A 14,353-nucleotide genomic window follows, 5' to 3' on the forward strand; every position below is an offset into this window, starting at 1 on the left:
CTCGTATGACTGGGTGTCGGTCAGTTAGCGGTTCCGAAGTCGCGGCCCCGGCCACGTGAGTCGAGGCGTCGTCCGGTCGGTTTCGACTCGAGAGCGAGATCAGCGTCCCCCTCGAGGTCCACCGGCCGGTCACCGGGTAAAAAAGCCGAATCCCGTGCGGCGGCTAGTCGGCTGAACGTCGGTGCGGGCACGTGGTCGGGATTCGGGTGCCATACCCGCTACTGCGGCGAGTTGGGGCAAAAGCGTTGTGGTCAGGAGAGCGCCCGCTCGACCGCGGTGGCGACGCTGCGGGCCTTCTCGGCGAGTTCCGGCGAAATCTGGCCGGCGTCGACGGCCGCCTCGAGTTCGTCCTCGTCGACGACCGACACCGAACCATCGGCCCGCCGGATCACGTCGACGTGGAGGTCGACGTACCGGGCGCTGTCGGGAAACAGCTCGACGGGGGTACAGACGTTCACGTAGGTCCCCTTCGTCGTCCCGTCGGCGGCCTTGTAGGTCGTCGGGTACCACCAGCGTCCCTCCTTGAGCTTCGTGATCGCCACGTCGCCGTCCTCGATGGGTACCTCGAGGGCGTCGTAGGTCCCGCCTCCGCGCATGCTTCGCTCGAGAGTCAGGCTCCCGTCCTCGTTCCAATCGGTCACCTCGCCGGTTCCGAGGGTGATGAGTCGGCCGTCGGGCTTGCCGTGGCCGAGCGCGAGGCGGTCGCCCCCCGTCGGCCCGAACTGACGGGAGACCGCGCCGAAGGGAAAGGCCTCCTCGCCGGTGGGGTCGGCGACGGCCTCGGCGAAGTCGACGGCCGCGCTCGCCGACCGGTCGCCGGTCTTGATCCGGTGGTGTCCGACCATCGTGGTCTCGGCGGTTCGTCGCACCTCGTCGAGGGTGAACCGCGACTCGCGGCCAAACCAGAGCCAGGCGGTCGCCTGCGGGTCGGCGAGTAGCGCGGGGTCGCCGGGTTCCTCGGACACGTCCTCGAGCTGGGCCTCGAGCGTCCGGGCACGAGAAACCGCGTCCTCGAGAGCTTCGGTCATCGCCTCCAGGTCAGCGTCGACGGCGCTGCGATGCCACCGGAGGCCCCAGCCCTTCTGAATCGAGGTCGAGAGCAGGTCCGTCATCCCGACGAGTTCCTCAGCCCGCGCCCCGTCGAAATTGGCACCGACCCCGCTTCGATTCCGGAGGAGGGTACAGAGGCCGCCCTCGACGGCGAGTCCGGGTTCCAGGCGAGGAGCGTCGTCGTCCCACGGCGGCGTCGGTTCACGGACCTGCAGGCGAAATCGGTCGCCGGCGTCGACGTAGCCGTCGGCATCGTCGTACTTGAGGTAGCCTCGTCGTCCCTCGGCGAGGGAGACGGGAGCGCCGCGGCCGCCGTCGGCCTCGCGGACCGCGCCGTCGAACACCGCTCCTCGAGGGACGGGATCCGCCCAGCGGAACGTGTCGACCGCCAGCGACTCGAGGTGCTCGAGCACGCGATCGACGCACTCGGGGTCGCCCGACACCTCGAGTCCCTGGCGGTCGCGGGTCGTCTCGATCCGTACGTCTGCGGGCGCCGTCGGGAAGTCGGTCTCGAACCGCGCGCGGATGGGTTCGGAGGCCTGGACGACCGTGTGGCCGGCCTCCAGTAGCCGCTGGGTCACGGCCGTGGTGTAGATGCCGCGGACGCGAGCGCGAACGTCGACGGCAGTACCTGGATCGACCGACCCGTCGGTACCGCTACCCTCCTCGGTCATCGGAGCGTCTCCCGGTCGGCCGCGAATCGGACCCGGTCGTTGACCGAGGGGCCGAGCGTCAGTTCGACGTACTCCTCGTCGAGCACCCGGCCGTCCTCGACGTAGACACCCCAGGTGTCGAACCGGAGCCAGCCGCGCATCTCGGCGGCGTGGGTGGTCAGGTCGAGCCCCTCCACGGCGTGTTCGGGGTACTCGGCGCTCGAGTGAGCCATGTCGAGATCCGAGTAGACGGTATCGTGGCGCTCGAAGAACGACTCGAGGGCCGCGGCGTCTGCGGCCACGGCCTCGACGACGAGTTCCGAGGCTTGCTGGAGGTCGTCGGTCTCGAGGCCGACCTCCCGGAGGGCCCGTTGGGTTCGCTGATCGAAGTGCATGGACGACGGTTCGCACCGGGAGCGTTTGTGGATTGTGGGTTCGCGGCGAACGGTGACTCGAGTTTGTGAGTTCAGTGGTACGGACCCAACAGAAACAGCGGACACGGCGGCGGCTCGAGACGGCAGTGACGGCAACGACTCGTCGTCGGAATCAGTCGTCGGCGTGAGCGCCAGTCAGCGAAGAATAGGTGGTGCCGGACGACAGGGACGTCGTCGGCGTCGGGTCGGCGTCGGGTTCGATGCGTTCGGTTTCGGGTTCAGGTTCAGGTTCGTCCTCGAGTCGTTTGGCCTCTTTCTCGAGTGTGCCGGCGATCGCCGGCGGAAGGTTTCGTACGTGTGTTGTGTCCTCCGGGGAGGGCGGCGACGTGAGGAGGACCCCACGGGTGGGTCGAGTCATGGTCGAGGGTGAGCATTCATTCCGCATAAAGCCGATCCTTAAACACCTATTGTCATATAATCTCATATAAGGTGTTCGCGTCCACGAACGTATTTGATCGCTGGCTAGTGTATGGTGGATATGGCCAGCAAGCGCGACCCGATCGAACGAGCGGCCGGCTCCTCGGCCGACCTCTACGACGTCTCGACCTGGGAACCTCGCTCGCGACTCGACCGTTTCGCCGCCTGGCTGTACGCCGCGATCAGTTACGGACTCCACGCGATCGTGCTCGCCGTCGCCCTGTTGATCACGATCTCGCTCCTGGCTTCACCTACGGTTCTCGTCCTCGACGAACCGCTCATCGGCGCGTTCTTCGCGCTCTCGGTCGTCCCCGCTGCGCTCCTCGCCGCGTACATCTGGTACGCCGACATCACCACGAGCGAACCGCTCTCGCTGCTGGTCAGCACGTTTGTCCTGGCCGTCCTCTTCGCCACGTTCGCCGCCGTCACGAATACGTTCGCTGGCTCCTTCCTGCGGCCGGTCCCCATCGTCGGAACGATCCTCTTTTTCTACCTGATCGTCGGCCCCGTCGAGGAGGCGGTCAAACTCCTCGCCGTGCGCGTCTTCGCCTTCCGGAGCGACTCATTCGACGCCGTCATCGACGGCGCCGTCTACGGGGCCGTCGCGGGGCTCGGCTTCGCCGCCATCGAGAACGCCCTCTACATCACCCAATCCGTCGGCACCGTCGGGGCCGAGACCAGCCTGTTCGCCGCCGCGGGCGGGATCACGACGACCCGCGCGCTCGCCGGCCCCGGCCACGTCATCTACTCCGCCGTCGCCGGCTACTACCTCGGCCTCGCGAAGTTCAACCCGACGAACGCCGGTCCCATCGTCGTCAAAGGGCTCCTCGTCGCCGCGTTCATCCACGCGACGTACAACGTCACCGTCCAGATCGTCCCGCCGGTGATCGCCGCGCTCTGGGGACTGGGGCCCGCGCTCGCAGTGATCGTCTACGTCGTCGTCTACGACGGACTGGCCGCCTTCTACCTCTACCGGAAACTCAGCCGCTACCGGCGAACCTACCGCGCCGTCCGGGACGACGGCGACGACCACGGCGCGGAGATGACGGAGTTCGAACCGGGTCAGCGCTGAGTAGGCGGATTCGACGCCATACTTCTACTGCGGGGCCGCGAGGCGGTCGCGCTCGAGGTGCCCTTCGAGCAACCGTTCGACGTACTTCGCGAGGACATCGACCTCGAGGTGGACGAGGTCGCCGGGCGATTTTTCCGAGAGCGTCGTCAGGTCGTAAGTCGTCGGGATGATCGCCACCGTCACCCGGCCGTCGTCGGTCAGGTTGGCGACGGTGAGGCTGATGCCGTCGAGGGTGATCGACCCCTTCTCGACGACGTAGCGGTCGTAGCTCTCGGGGAGGTCGAACTCGAAGAACCAGTCGTCGCCGACGGACTCGATTCCGGAAACGGTCGCCACCGCGTCGACGTGCCCCTGCACGACGTGGCCGTCGAAGCGACCGTCGGCAGGCATCGCCCGCTCGAGGTTGACTGCGTCGCCGACCTCGAGCGAGCCGAGGTAGGTCCGCTCGACGGTTTCGCTGGCGAGGAAGACCTCGAACCAGTTGCCGGGATCGAACGCCTCGACGGTCAGGCAGGCGCCGCTAACGCTGATCGACTGGCCGTGTGCGAGGTCCGTGGCGACCTCGTCGGCACCGATCCGGAGTCTCAGTCCCTCGTCCGTCTCGGTTCGGTCGACGATTTCGCCCGTCTCCTCGACGATGCCGGTGAACATGCTCGAGACTCGCGCGTTCGCGACCAAATACGTTCCGGATCTGTAATGCATTCCACATTCGTTACGGTGCTCGAGCGTAGTCGTCGTGTTTTTGCCGCTCCTCGACGAATAGCCCCGCAATGGGTGGCCTCATCGACACGATCAAACTCGCCGGTATCCTCGTCTTCGCGATTCCTGCCGGACTCGCTGGTCTCGAACTGGCGTTGCGGGGGAACACGCTCGTCGGCGGCGCACTCGTTGGACTGGCGATCATGCTGGTAATCATCGACCACTATCTGACGACGCCTGGCGACATTCCGGGGATGGTCGCGAGTCGAGTGGCCGGAAAGGCGGTTCGGGACCCCGAGGAGTCCGAGGAGTGACGGGCAGAGTCCGGGCAAACGCCTCGGCTGAAGGCCCCGGTCGACGTCGACATCGGCATCGTCACTGAACACCGACCGAACGGGAGCGTCAGGGAGCAGACTCCGCGATGTCGTCGATTGCGTACACGCGAACGCTCGTCGGCCGCTTCGTAAACTGCCCGAGCAACCGTCCGACGAGGCGGTCGACCCCCGCGTCCGCCGCGACGTCGAGCAGTTGCTGACTCACGAGACCGTCGAAGAGCACCGTCGAAACCGAATCGGGGTCGGCCGCCTCGAGCATTGCCTGGGCCTCGCTCGCCTCGCCTTCCTCGAGAATCTCACCGTCGACGTCGAGGAAGCGAACGCGCTCGGTCCCGTTTCGGATCACCTCGGTGGCGTGGTCGTAGACGGTTCGCGGTCGTGGCTCCCTGGAATCGGTGGACGTCGCCCCGGATTTAGGAGCGGACTCGGTGCCTGAATCCACCGTAGAGCCGTCGTCGACACCTCCCTCGAGCGACGGTGAATTGGAATCGGAGTCGGAATCAGAGTCGGCCTCGGGACCCAGACTCGAGTCGGGCTGAACCGGGCCGTCGGCTGGTGACTCGGTGCTCGCCGGCGGCGCGGGCGTCTGGCTGCCGTCGGTCGCGGCGATGGCGTCTCGCGGTTCGTTCGCTCCGGAGACGGTTTCGAAGGGGACCTTGTTCCGTAGCGCGGTGAATAGCTGGGTGTGATCGAGGTCCTCGACCGAGGTCCCCGCCGGGGCGAAGGTGACGTAGTCGATGTCGCCGACCTGGGAGAGTTCCTCGAAGATCAGATCGCCGCCGCGATCGCCGTCGAGGAACACCGTCACCGTACGGTGGTGGGTGAGTTCTGCGACCGCGTCGGGGACGTTCGTCCCCTCGACGGCGATGGCGTTCTTGACGCCGTACTTGAGCATGGTGAGAACGTCCGAGCGTCCCTCGACGACGATGATGGCGTCGCTGTCGCCGACCCGTGGCCCGGCCGGCAGGCCCTCGAACTCGGTGATGTCCGCGACGCGGACGTACTCGCGCACCTCCTCGAGGATCTCGTCGGAGGACATAACGGAGTCGTCGAAGCCCGTCCGGAGGAGTTCCTTCGCGCGCTCGACGACGTCTTTGCGTTTCGCCGCGCGAACGTCTTCGATGTCGCCGACCTCGAGGTTCGCTCGGCAAGGGCCGACCCGGGTGATCGTCTCGAGGGAGGCTGCGAGCGTGGCGGTCTCGACCTTGTCGAGGCTGGTTGCGATCGTCAGGTGCCCCTGCGACGTTCCGCGAGTGCTGGTGATTTCGACGTCGATGTGCCCGACCTTGCCCGACTGGCGGAGTTCGCGGAGGTCGAGTTCGTCGCCGAGGAGGCCCTCGGTCTGGCCGAAGATGGCGCCGACGACGTCGCTGCGCTCGACCACCCCGTCGGCCGTGACGTTCGCCCGGATGAGATATTTTGACGTGTCTTCCATGGGAGATCCGGCCCGCGTGGGACCTGCGGCGCGAACATCGCGCCCGTAGACCGTTTACTCGTATATAGGTGCTCGACGGCAAATACCTGTTGACCGGCAGGTTCGCCTCGAGGGGCGGTCGATCCGGCCGTAACGTCGTCTCCCGAGTGACACAGTGACACACCCCCAGTGCCTTGATAGGCACGTCGACTCGAGAGGACGTATGAGCGAGGAGACACAGGACGCCGGTTCGAGTGCCGAACGGTACGAGCGAAGCGAACGCAGCGAGCGTTCGGACCGCGACGACGACCACACTCGAGCGCAGGACCTGTCGTCGCTCGAGCCCGAAACCTACTACGACGAGTACGGCCATGAGGAGTGGGACCGCCTCGAGGCCACCCTGGGCGGTCACCTCGAGTTCGAGGGCACTACGGCCTATCTCGAGCGCTACCTGCCGAACTCGGGTCGCGTCCTCGACGCGGGTGGCGGCGCGGGACGGTACGCCGTCTGGCTCGCCGAGCGTGGCTATACGGTGACGCTCGCGGACCGCAGCGCTCGCCAATGCGAACTCGCCCGAGAGAAGGCCCGCGAACACGGCGTCGACGACCGCGTGACAGTCGAACGCGCCGACCTGCGCGCGCTGCCGTTCGCCGATGACCGATTCGACGCCGTCTGCTGTACCGGCGGGCCGCTCTCCCATCTCACCGACGAGGCCGGCCGGGAGCGGGCACTCGCGGAACTCCGCCGCGTCGCCCGGCCCGAGAGCCCCGTCTTCGTCTCCGTCATGGGTCGACTCGCGGTCCTCCAGAACCTCGTCCGCTCCGTGGAGTACGCCCCCGGCGTCCCGGCGATGGTCGAGAGCGGCACCTACGACGCCGACTTCGCCCGCGAACACCTCGCCCACCTCGAGGAACCAGGCTTCACGGCGTGTCACTTCTTCCGTGCTGCCGAACTCGAGGCCGTCCTCGAGTCGGCCGGATTCGAGGTCGAGGCGTTGGTGGGGCTCGAGGGAATCGCGGCGAACGGCGGCGAGCGGCAGGACCTGGCTGATCTCGAGTCGGATGTGGTCGAGGCCGTCACCGAGGCCGTTCGCGGCCTGCGGACGGACCCCGCCGTCGTCGATTGGTCGAATCACATCCTGGCGGTCGCTCGAGCCTGAGCGCTCGCTATTGTTGTTAAACTATTTTACTATAGAATCAATAGCATTGGCGCCGCTTACTCGAGCGGCTCCGTCACCTTCGCGGGATTGGTGGGTTCGGTGAGGCGGACGCGGCCGTCCCCGTGGACGCTAACGTGGTACCCTTCGTACGTGAACTCGAAGACCCTGTCTTCGAGGGCGGCGCCGCTGTTTCGAGGACGGAACAGCGCGTTGAGCGCGTCCGGATCGATAACCTCGTAGATCGGCGGCATCTCGACCAGCGACCGCCCGGAGGCCGCGGCGACCAGGTCGACGATCGTCTCGACCGGCCCCTCTGTCGGATCGAACGACTCGGTGTGTGTGCGCTTCGTTCGATCGACAGTCGCGGAGGGAGGGAGCGAATCGTCAGCGGAATCCATACACGCATCCACTCGAGTCGCCCCTATGTCTCTAGTGCTGATTATATTGATCCTTTAAGTACGACCTTTCGCGACAACGTCACGATACCGCGTTCTCGAGGAGAGCGCGTGACGACACGAGGAGGGGAGCGCATAACGGATGAAGAATTGAGCACCTCATTCACCAGGCGAGGCTCACTCGGCGCGTCGGACGAGTTCCCTCGGATCAACCATGAAGCAGAAGACGGACGCAACGTTCAATAGTCGCTCCCTCAAAATTTCGAGGGATGAGTTCACTCCTTCGCCTCGCCGGACTTGGCCTGCTCGCGCTCGTGGTCTTCTGGGTCGTACTCGAGGTCGTCGTCGGCATCATCTCGGCGGTCGTCAGCCTCGTGATCAGCCTCGTGGTCCTCGCCGTGGTGGTCGCGCTCGTGTACCTGGCGTACAGCGCGCTCGCGTAGACGCCGGAGGGCAGAAACCAGTCCCAGTCTCAGTTTTTCGCCGACTCGAGCAACTCGATCGCCTCGGCCCGGAGTTCGTCCGCTCGGTCGGCAGACCGCGCCTCGGCGGTGACCCGAATCAGCGGCTGCGTGCCGCTCGCCCGGAGCAGGAACCAGCCGTCGCCGCGGCCGACGCGCACACCGTCGAGGGTGTCGACGTCGTCGTAGCGCTCGAGAACTGACTCGGTGACCGCATCCATCACGGCGCTCTTCTGGTCGACCTCGAGGGAATCGCGCCGGATGGGATAGGTGTCGACGCTGTCGACGAGTGTCGAGAGCGGACCGGATTCGGCGACCAGTTCGACGAGTTTCGCGGCCGCGAGCGGGCCGTCCGGACAGAGCGTTTCTGCGGGCCAGATCCAGGCGCCGCTGGGTTCACCGCCGAAGACGACGTCCGGGTCGGTCGCCCGCTCGGCCACGTAGACGTCGCCGACCGGCGTCTTCGTGAGCGACGCGCCGACGTCGGCTAGCGCGTCGTCGACGGTCAGACTGGTGTCCACCGGTGCAGCCACCCGGTCGCCCTCACCTGCAGCCTCGCGGGCGAACAACGCCAACAGGACGTCCTTCGGGACGAACCTCCCCGTCTCGTCGACCGCAACCATTCGGTCGGCGTCCCCGTCGTGGGCGATGCCGAGGTCGGCGTCCGTCGCGGCGACCGTCTCGAGCAGCGTCTCGAGGGTCTCCTCGTTCGGTTCACTCGGTCGGCCAGGGAACGAGCCGTCCGGCTGGCCGTTGAGCGTCGTAACCGAACAGCCGAGGTCGGCGAGCACGTCCGCAGTGACCCGCCCCGCGCCGTTCCCGAGGTCGAGCACGATCGAGAGCGCGGTCTCGAGCGAGACGGCCTCTCGAATGGCGTCAGCGTGATCCCCGGCGGCGTCCTGGTACGCACGAACGGTGCCGTGGCCGTCCCAGTCCGTGAGGTCGTAGTCGCCCCGCTCGATGCGGGCCGAAATCGCGTCACGCTGATCGGGCCCGAACGCCTTCCCGGAGGGCGTCCAGAGCTTGATTCCGTTGTCAGTCGCCGGGTTGTGCGAGGCCGTGATGACGACGCCCGCGTCTGCCTCGAGCGTACCGACAGCGCGGGCGACGGTGGGCGTAGCTGCGAGTCCGAGGTCGACGATGTCCGCGCCGCACTCGCGGAGGCCGGCCTCGAGCGCCCGCCCGAGGACCCTGCCGCTCTCCCTGGCGTCGCGGCCGAGGACGACCCGGTCGTAGCCCTCGGAGGCGACCGCTCGGCCGACCGAGAGCGCGAGTTCGGCCGTGACTTCCTCACCCACGGCACCGCGAATACCGCTCGTTCCGAACATAGCGAGGAGTGTGACGTACGGTTACGTTATACTGTCGATTGAACCGGTCGAGAGCGGCGGCTACTGCCGACACTCGAGGATACGTTCCGGGAGGCGTTCGTCGCTACGATCGAAGAAAGTGGAAGAGACGATACGGTTTCGAGCGAAGCGAGCGTCAGTCGCTGGTTTCGTTTTCCGTGGCTTCGTCTGTTTCGTTGGTGTCGTCTGTTTCGTTAGTGTCGTCTGTTTCGTTAGTGTCGTTGGTGCCGTCAGACTCGGAGGTATCGTTCGATTCGTCTGTTTCGTTGGTGTCGTTGGTGCCGTCAGCGTCACCGTCAGTGCCGTCGGTCTCGTCACTCTCGTTGGAATCGTCGGTCTCGTCCTCTGACTCGTCCGTCTCCTCACTCGAGTCATCCTCACTCGAGTCATCCTCACTCGAGTCCGACTCGACGTCCGGGTTGAAGTGGATGTTTTTGGAGACCGCACCGTAGATGTCGTCGTACTGTTTGTCTTTATCCATCAGGAAGACTTCGACGGTCAGGCGCTCGTATTCGCCGAACTCCTCGAGACCGCCCGGACGGACCTCGATGTGGAACGTCCCGTTTTCGGTCATCTCGACCTGACCGGTGCGCTCGACGATCTTCCGGTTGCCTTCCCCTTCGTTGATCTTGACGAAGAAGTACGGCTCGCCGACGACGTCACCGTACTCCGGCGGGTCGACGTCCTCCATGCTCGTGTTGGCGACGACTTCGATGTTGAAGTTCGAGTAGCCCTCGCCGTTTTCCGCCTCGACTTTGTCGACGAACTCGACGCTCTTGATCCGGGTCGAACTCTCGTCTTTCCATTCGAGCGGCATGTTCGGCTGCTGTGGCGGTGACCAGCTGGACTGGGTCGATTCGTCGTCTTCCCGGTCGTCGGTGGAACCGTCGTCAGTGGAACCGTCACCGTCCGAATCATCGTCGGCCTCCTGAGTCTCGTTCGGCGAATCGTTCTCGTCGGTATCGTTCTCTGAGGTGTTCTCCGACGGATCCTCCCCGTCGGGCTGTGTCTCCTCCGGCGAGTCGCCCGCTCCGAACCCCCCGAGGGACGTACACCCCGAGAGGGCGACGAGCAAGACGACGCTGATCACAGCGAGTGTTCTAAACTGCATCGTAGGCGTCGCTATCGGTTCCTGTCACATCATTATAGCCCTGATAAGTCACATTGGCCGCCGTATAACAACTCCATAGTCGAGTTCATCGACGGGAAAAACCGTGTTCGAGGGACCGACCACGAGTGTTCGCCGAGGCTCGAGCGACGGTCCGTGAACGGGTCGAATCGAGTGTCGCGTCGCTCGAGTCGCCGGTCATTAAGCCGTCAGCCGCTAGACCGTCTCCGGAAGCCGTCAGCCGCTAGACCGTCTCCGGGAGCCAGCCACCGTCGACTTCGAGGTTCTGACCGCTCACGTAGTCGCTCTCCGGGTCGACGAAGAAAAGCAGCGGACGGACGAGGTCGTCGAAACTCGCCGGTCGCCCCCGGGGAACCTCCTCGGGGAACGCCTCCGAGTTCTCGACGACGTACGGCGAGATGGCGTTGACGGTGACGGCGTCGTCCTGGGTGTCGGCGGCGAGCATCCGCGTGAACATGATCACGCCCGCTTTAGCGACGAAGTACGGGAAGTTTACCGGGTTGACGAGCCCTTTCTCGCTCGAGGCGTTGCCCAGGTTGACGATGCGACCGAATCCGTTCTCGCGCATGCCGGGGAGGGCGCGCTTCGAGCAGAGGTAGGTGCCGTTGAGGTTCGTCTCGAGGACACGGTTCCAGGTCTCGAACTCGAGGTCGGCCCAGTGGGTGGGCGCGAAGTCGCCGACGTTGTTCACCAGTACGTCGACGGTCCCCAGGTCGTCCTCGACGCTCGAGAACAGTTCGTCGACGCTTCCGGGGTCGGTCACGTCACCGCGAACCGTCGTAACGGCCTCGGCGCCGCGGTCTCGAGCCTCGTCGGCGACCGACCTGGCGGCCGCGTCGCTGGTATGATAGTGGACGGCTGTCTTTGCGCCCCGTTCGGCCAGCGCCAGCAAGAATGCCCGACCGATGCCACGAGCGCTGCCGGTGACCAGTACGGTTCGACCGGTAAGGTCTGGATCGTCCATATCCCACCCTCGCTCAGGAGCACGAAAAGTCGCCGGGGTCGGTAGGTGAGAATTTTTACTCAGGATCGAGTAAGAGTATGAACGCTTAAGGTAGTGGAGGGTATACGTACTGGATATGACGCTCGAAACAATCCTGCTCGCGGTTGGTCCGGGCGATGCCGAACGGACGGACGCACTCGCCGAGGCAGTCATCGAGGTCGCAGCGCCTGCAGAGTCGACGGTCGTGCTCGCTCACGTCTTCACCGACGACGAGTACGAGAAGGTCTTAGACCAGCTCTCCTTCGACCCCGAGGTCGAGGAAGCCGACCCGAACGAGGTCGCCGGACGTCACGCCACGATCCGCGACCTCCGGAATCCGCTCGCCGACGCGGGCGTGAACTACGAGGTTCGCGGTTCGGTGGGCGACCACGGTAAAGCGATCGTCGACCTGGCGACCGACGTGGGCGCCGATCGCGTCGTCGTCGGCGGGCGAAAACGCTCCCCAACCGGGAAGGCCGTCTTCGGCTCGACCGCCCAGGAAGTGTTGCTCTCGGCCCCCTGTCCTGTGACGTTCGTCCGCAGTTCCGACTAATCGAGGTTCGGTTTCGGACCTCGAGAGACTGACCAAGATGGCGATCGATTCCGTCGTTCTCGTCCCAGTCGCTCTAGACGCCGAATAAACCGCTCGTCGCGTGAAAGCCGTTCCCTCACGTTTTATCGCCCGGGAGTCCCTGCCACGAGGATATGAACTGGCGGGACGCAGAACGCGAGTACGACGACGCGGTCATCGACGCGACCAGCCTGGGTCGGCTGTTCGAGGACGCCACCGAGCGACACCCCAATCGCCCGGCACAGCGCTACAAGGGCGGGGTCTACGACCGTTCACTCACCGGCGGGGTGCTGCGGGCCGCCGCCGACGGCGAGTTCCGCGCGATCTCGTACGCCGAAATGCGCGACGTCGTCCGGAAACTCGCGGCCGGCTTTCGCGACCTCGGCGTCGAGTTCGGCGACCGGATCGGCATCTTCGCCGACACCCGTTTGGAGTGGGCCCAGACCGACTTCGCGCTGCTCTCGGCCGGCGCCGTGGTCACCACCGTCTACCGCAACTCGTCACCAGACCAGGTCCGCTACTTGCTCGACGACCCTGGGGCGACCGGCGTCGTCGTCGAGAACGAAGCACTGCTCGAGCGCGTCCTCGAGGTCGAAGACGACCTCGATCTCGAGTTCGCCGTTTCGATGGATACGCTTTCGAGCGCCTACGACGACCGCGACGACGTCCACACCCTCGCGGACGTCTACGCGCGCGGGGAGGAAACCTTCGACCTCGAGGCCTACCAGCACTGGGTCGACGAACCCGAGACGGACGATCTGGCGAGTCTGATCTACACCAGCGGGACGACCGGCCAGCCGAAGGGCGTGCAGTTGACCCACGGTAACTTTCGAGCGAACGTCAATCAGATTCGCAAGCGCTACGGGCCGCGACCGGACAAGTCCCCCGACTTACCGGTGATCGACGAGTCGGTGCAAACGGTCTCGTTCCTGCCGCTGGCCCACGTCTTCGAGCGCACCGCGGGACATTTCCTGATGTTCGCCAGCGGTGCCTGCGTCGCCTATGCCGAGAGCCCCGACACCCTACAAGAAGACTTCAGCGCGGTTCGACCGAACTCGGCGACGAGCGTGCCGCGGGTCTACGAGAAGATCTACGACGCCATCCGCGAACAGGCGAGCGAATCCGCGATCAAGGAGCGGATCTTCGAGTGGGCGACCGACGTCGGCGTCGCCTACGCCGAAGCGAACGCGCCGGGGCCGGCCCTGCGTGCGAAACACGCCCTCGCGGACCGACTCGTCTTCTCACAGGTCAAGGAGGCCCTCGGTGGCAACGTCGAACTCCTCATCAGCGGCGGAGGGAGCCTCTCGAAGGAACTCTGCACGCTCTATCACGGGATGGGGCTGCCCATCTACGAGGGCTACGGCCTGACCGAGACCGCCCCCGTCGTGACGGTCAATCCGCCCGAAGAGCCCAAGATCGGGACGATTGGCCCCGCGCTGCTCGAGGTCACGCTTCGCATCGACGAGTCGGTCGCCGATCAGGACGTCTTCGACGACCCAGGCCAGGTCGGGGAGTTGCTCGTCCGGGGACCGAACGTGACCGAGGGGTACTGGAACAAGCCGAGCGCTACCGACCGGGCGTTTTTCGAGGCCGAGGCTGAAGGCGAGAGCGAGAGTGATGACGAGGACGAGGACGAAGACGACTACGGAGACGACGAAGCCCGCTGGTTCCGCACCGGCGACATCGTCCACCTGCGGCCGGACGGCTACGTCGAGTTCCGCGAGCGAGTCAAGCAAATCCTCGTGCTCTCGACGGGCAAGAACGTCGCTCCCGCCCCCATCGAGGACGCCTTCGCCGCCAGCGAGGTCGTCGAACAGTGCATGGTCGTCGGCGACGGCGAGAAGTTCGTCGGCGCACTCCTCGTCCCGAACCTCGAGCACGTCCGCGAGTGGGCCGACCGGGAGGGAATCGACCTCCCCGAGGACGCCGAGGCCATCTGTGCGGACGAGCGCGTTCGATCCTACGTCGACGAGGAGGTCGACAGGGTAAACGAGAACTTCGAGAAACACGAGACGATCAAGCAGTTCCGTCTCGTCCCCGTCGAGTTCACCGAGGACAACGAGATGCTGACACCGACGATGAAGAAGAAGCGCCGGGTCATCCTCGAGCGCTTCGACGACCGAGTCGACGAACTCTACGCCGACGCCTGACGGGGGTTTCGACGTTCCCGTCTCGCTTCGACTCGTTTGCACGCACTCTCGCCCGCCTCGACTCGTTCTGCCGTCCGCTGCCCTCG

Annotated in this window: 15 protein-coding genes; 6 read left to right on the forward strand and 9 right to left on the reverse strand. The window is 65.6% G+C overall.

Annotated elements, in window-relative coordinates:
* Positions 1-251 precede the first annotated feature (251 nt).
* The 3 genes from ACFQO4_RS09990 to ACFQO4_RS10000 form a co-directional block, all read right to left on the reverse strand.
* Positions 252-1,724, reverse strand: coding sequence for a ribonuclease FAU-1 family protein (locus tag ACFQO4_RS09990; protein ID WP_500260770.1), 1,473 nt, complete (start codon positions 1,722-1,724; stop codon positions 252-254).
* Positions 1,721-2,098, reverse strand: a complete 378-nt coding sequence (locus tag ACFQO4_RS09995) for a DUF7532 family protein (protein WP_500260771.1) — start codon at positions 2,096-2,098, stop codon at positions 1,721-1,723. Before ACFQO4_RS09995 ends, ACFQO4_RS09990 begins: the two co-directional genes overlap by 4 nt.
* Before the next feature lie 151 nt (positions 2,099-2,249).
* The gene (locus ACFQO4_RS10000) at positions 2,250-2,495 is read right to left on the reverse strand and encodes a hypothetical protein (protein WP_500260772.1); all 246 of its coding nucleotides are present in this window, start codon (positions 2,493-2,495) and stop codon (positions 2,250-2,252) included.
* A gap of 120 nt (positions 2,496-2,615) precedes the next feature.
* Here ACFQO4_RS10000 and ACFQO4_RS10005 point away from each other — a divergent pair, with 120 nt between their 5' ends.
* Positions 2,616-3,626, forward strand: coding sequence for a PrsW family intramembrane metalloprotease (locus tag ACFQO4_RS10005; protein WP_500260773.1), 1,011 nt, complete (start codon positions 2,616-2,618; stop codon positions 3,624-3,626).
* Positions 3,627-3,650: 24 nt separating this feature from the next.
* On the opposite strand, the gene ACFQO4_RS10010 is transcribed toward ACFQO4_RS10005, so the two are convergent.
* Entirely contained in the window at positions 3,651-4,277 is a 627-nt protein-coding gene (locus tag ACFQO4_RS10010; protein WP_500260774.1) for a riboflavin synthase, read from the reverse strand.
* Positions 4,278-4,396: 119 nt separating this feature from the next.
* Between ACFQO4_RS10010 and ACFQO4_RS10015 the strand changes: the two genes are divergently transcribed.
* Entirely contained in the window at positions 4,397-4,639 is a 243-nt protein-coding gene (locus ACFQO4_RS10015) for a DUF7533 family protein (RefSeq protein ID WP_500260775.1), read from the forward strand.
* 88 nt (positions 4,640-4,727) lie between these two features.
* Here ACFQO4_RS10015 and dnaG read toward each other — a convergent pair whose 3' ends face one another.
* Complete coding sequence (gene dnaG, locus ACFQO4_RS10020; protein ID WP_500260776.1) at positions 4,728-6,095, reverse strand: DNA primase DnaG; 1,368 nt, start codon at positions 6,093-6,095, stop codon at positions 4,728-4,730.
* A gap of 202 nt (positions 6,096-6,297) precedes the next feature.
* On the opposite strand from dnaG, the gene ACFQO4_RS10025 reads away from it, so the two are divergent.
* The gene (locus tag ACFQO4_RS10025) at positions 6,298-7,233 is read left to right on the forward strand and encodes a class I SAM-dependent methyltransferase (RefSeq protein WP_500260777.1); all 936 of its coding nucleotides are present in this window, start codon (positions 6,298-6,300) and stop codon (positions 7,231-7,233) included.
* Positions 7,234-7,289: 56 nt separating this feature from the next.
* Here the strand turns inward: ACFQO4_RS10025 and ddfA are convergent, their stop codons facing one another.
* The gene (gene ddfA / locus ACFQO4_RS10030; RefSeq protein WP_500260778.1) at positions 7,290-7,631 is read right to left on the reverse strand and encodes a DdfA family disk-determining factor; all 342 of its coding nucleotides are present in this window, start codon (positions 7,629-7,631) and stop codon (positions 7,290-7,292) included.
* Positions 7,632-7,897: 266 nt separating this feature from the next.
* Here ddfA and ACFQO4_RS10035 point away from each other — a divergent pair, with 266 nt between their 5' ends.
* The gene (locus ACFQO4_RS10035) at positions 7,898-8,071 is read left to right on the forward strand and encodes a hypothetical protein (RefSeq protein WP_500260779.1); all 174 of its coding nucleotides are present in this window, start codon (positions 7,898-7,900) and stop codon (positions 8,069-8,071) included.
* A 29-nt stretch (positions 8,072-8,100) separates the two neighbouring features.
* On the opposite strand, the gene glmM is transcribed toward ACFQO4_RS10035, so the two are convergent.
* From glmM to ACFQO4_RS10050, 3 genes are all read right to left on the reverse strand, one after another.
* Positions 8,101-9,417: a phosphoglucosamine mutase gene (gene glmM, locus ACFQO4_RS10040; protein ID WP_500260780.1), complete on the reverse strand. Its 1,317-nt coding sequence runs from the start codon at positions 9,415-9,417 to the stop codon at positions 8,101-8,103.
* Positions 9,418-9,571: 154 nt separating this feature from the next.
* Positions 9,572-10,546 (reverse strand): hypothetical protein, encoded by a 975-nt coding sequence (locus ACFQO4_RS10045; protein ID WP_500260781.1) that lies wholly within the window; start codon positions 10,544-10,546, stop codon positions 9,572-9,574.
* A 241-nt stretch (positions 10,547-10,787) separates the two neighbouring features.
* Positions 10,788-11,528, reverse strand: a complete 741-nt coding sequence (locus ACFQO4_RS10050) for an SDR family NAD(P)-dependent oxidoreductase (RefSeq protein WP_500260782.1) — start codon at positions 11,526-11,528, stop codon at positions 10,788-10,790.
* 115 nt (positions 11,529-11,643) lie between these two features.
* Between ACFQO4_RS10050 and ACFQO4_RS10055 the strand changes: the two genes are divergently transcribed.
* Both ACFQO4_RS10055 and ACFQO4_RS10060 read left to right on the forward strand, forming a co-directional pair.
* Entirely contained in the window at positions 11,644-12,099 is a 456-nt protein-coding gene (locus tag ACFQO4_RS10055; RefSeq protein WP_500260783.1) for a universal stress protein, read from the forward strand.
* A 152-nt stretch (positions 12,100-12,251) separates the two neighbouring features.
* Complete coding sequence (locus ACFQO4_RS10060; RefSeq protein ID WP_500260784.1) at positions 12,252-14,267, forward strand: AMP-dependent synthetase/ligase; 2,016 nt, start codon at positions 12,252-12,254, stop codon at positions 14,265-14,267.
* Positions 14,268-14,353: the final 86 nt, after the last annotated feature.

The organism is Saliphagus sp. GCM10025334 (assembly GCF_042663485.1).
GTDB lineage: Archaea > Halobacteriota > Halobacteria > Halobacteriales > Natrialbaceae > Natronosalvus.

What these genes read in the sequence shown, in the direction of transcription:
- ACFQO4_RS09990 (WP_500260770.1), bottom strand. Translation starts at nt 1,724, where the DNA reads ATGACCGAGGAGGGTAGCGGTACCGACGGGTCGGTCGATCCAGGTACT.
- ACFQO4_RS09995 (WP_500260771.1), bottom strand. Translation starts at nt 2,098, where the DNA reads ATGCACTTCGATCAGCGAACCCAACGGGCCCTCCGGGAGGTCGGCCTC.
- ACFQO4_RS10000 (WP_500260772.1), bottom strand. Translation starts at nt 2,495, where the DNA reads ATGACTCGACCCACCCGTGGGGTCCTCCTCACGTCGCCGCCCTCCCCG.
- ACFQO4_RS10005 (WP_500260773.1), top strand. Translation starts at nt 2,616, where the DNA reads ATGGCCAGCAAGCGCGACCCGATCGAACGAGCGGCCGGCTCCTCGGCC.
- ACFQO4_RS10010 (WP_500260774.1), bottom strand. Translation starts at nt 4,277, where the DNA reads ATGTTCACCGGCATCGTCGAGGAGACGGGCGAAATCGTCGACCGAACC.
- ACFQO4_RS10015 (WP_500260775.1), top strand. Translation starts at nt 4,397, where the DNA reads ATGGGTGGCCTCATCGACACGATCAAACTCGCCGGTATCCTCGTCTTC.
- dnaG (WP_500260776.1), bottom strand. Translation starts at nt 6,095, where the DNA reads ATGGAAGACACGTCAAAATATCTCATCCGGGCGAACGTCACGGCCGAC.
- ACFQO4_RS10025 (WP_500260777.1), top strand. Translation starts at nt 6,298, where the DNA reads ATGAGCGAGGAGACACAGGACGCCGGTTCGAGTGCCGAACGGTACGAG.
- ddfA (WP_500260778.1), bottom strand. Translation starts at nt 7,631, where the DNA reads ATGGATTCCGCTGACGATTCGCTCCCTCCCTCCGCGACTGTCGATCGA.
- ACFQO4_RS10035 (WP_500260779.1), top strand. Translation starts at nt 7,898, where the DNA reads ATGAGTTCACTCCTTCGCCTCGCCGGACTTGGCCTGCTCGCGCTCGTG.
- glmM (WP_500260780.1), bottom strand. Translation starts at nt 9,417, where the DNA reads ATGTTCGGAACGAGCGGTATTCGCGGTGCCGTGGGTGAGGAAGTCACG.
- ACFQO4_RS10045 (WP_500260781.1), bottom strand. Translation starts at nt 10,546, where the DNA reads ATGCAGTTTAGAACACTCGCTGTGATCAGCGTCGTCTTGCTCGTCGCC.
- ACFQO4_RS10050 (WP_500260782.1), bottom strand. Translation starts at nt 11,528, where the DNA reads ATGGACGATCCAGACCTTACCGGTCGAACCGTACTGGTCACCGGCAGC.
- ACFQO4_RS10055 (WP_500260783.1), top strand. Translation starts at nt 11,644, where the DNA reads ATGACGCTCGAAACAATCCTGCTCGCGGTTGGTCCGGGCGATGCCGAA.
- ACFQO4_RS10060 (WP_500260784.1), top strand. Translation starts at nt 12,252, where the DNA reads ATGAACTGGCGGGACGCAGAACGCGAGTACGACGACGCGGTCATCGAC.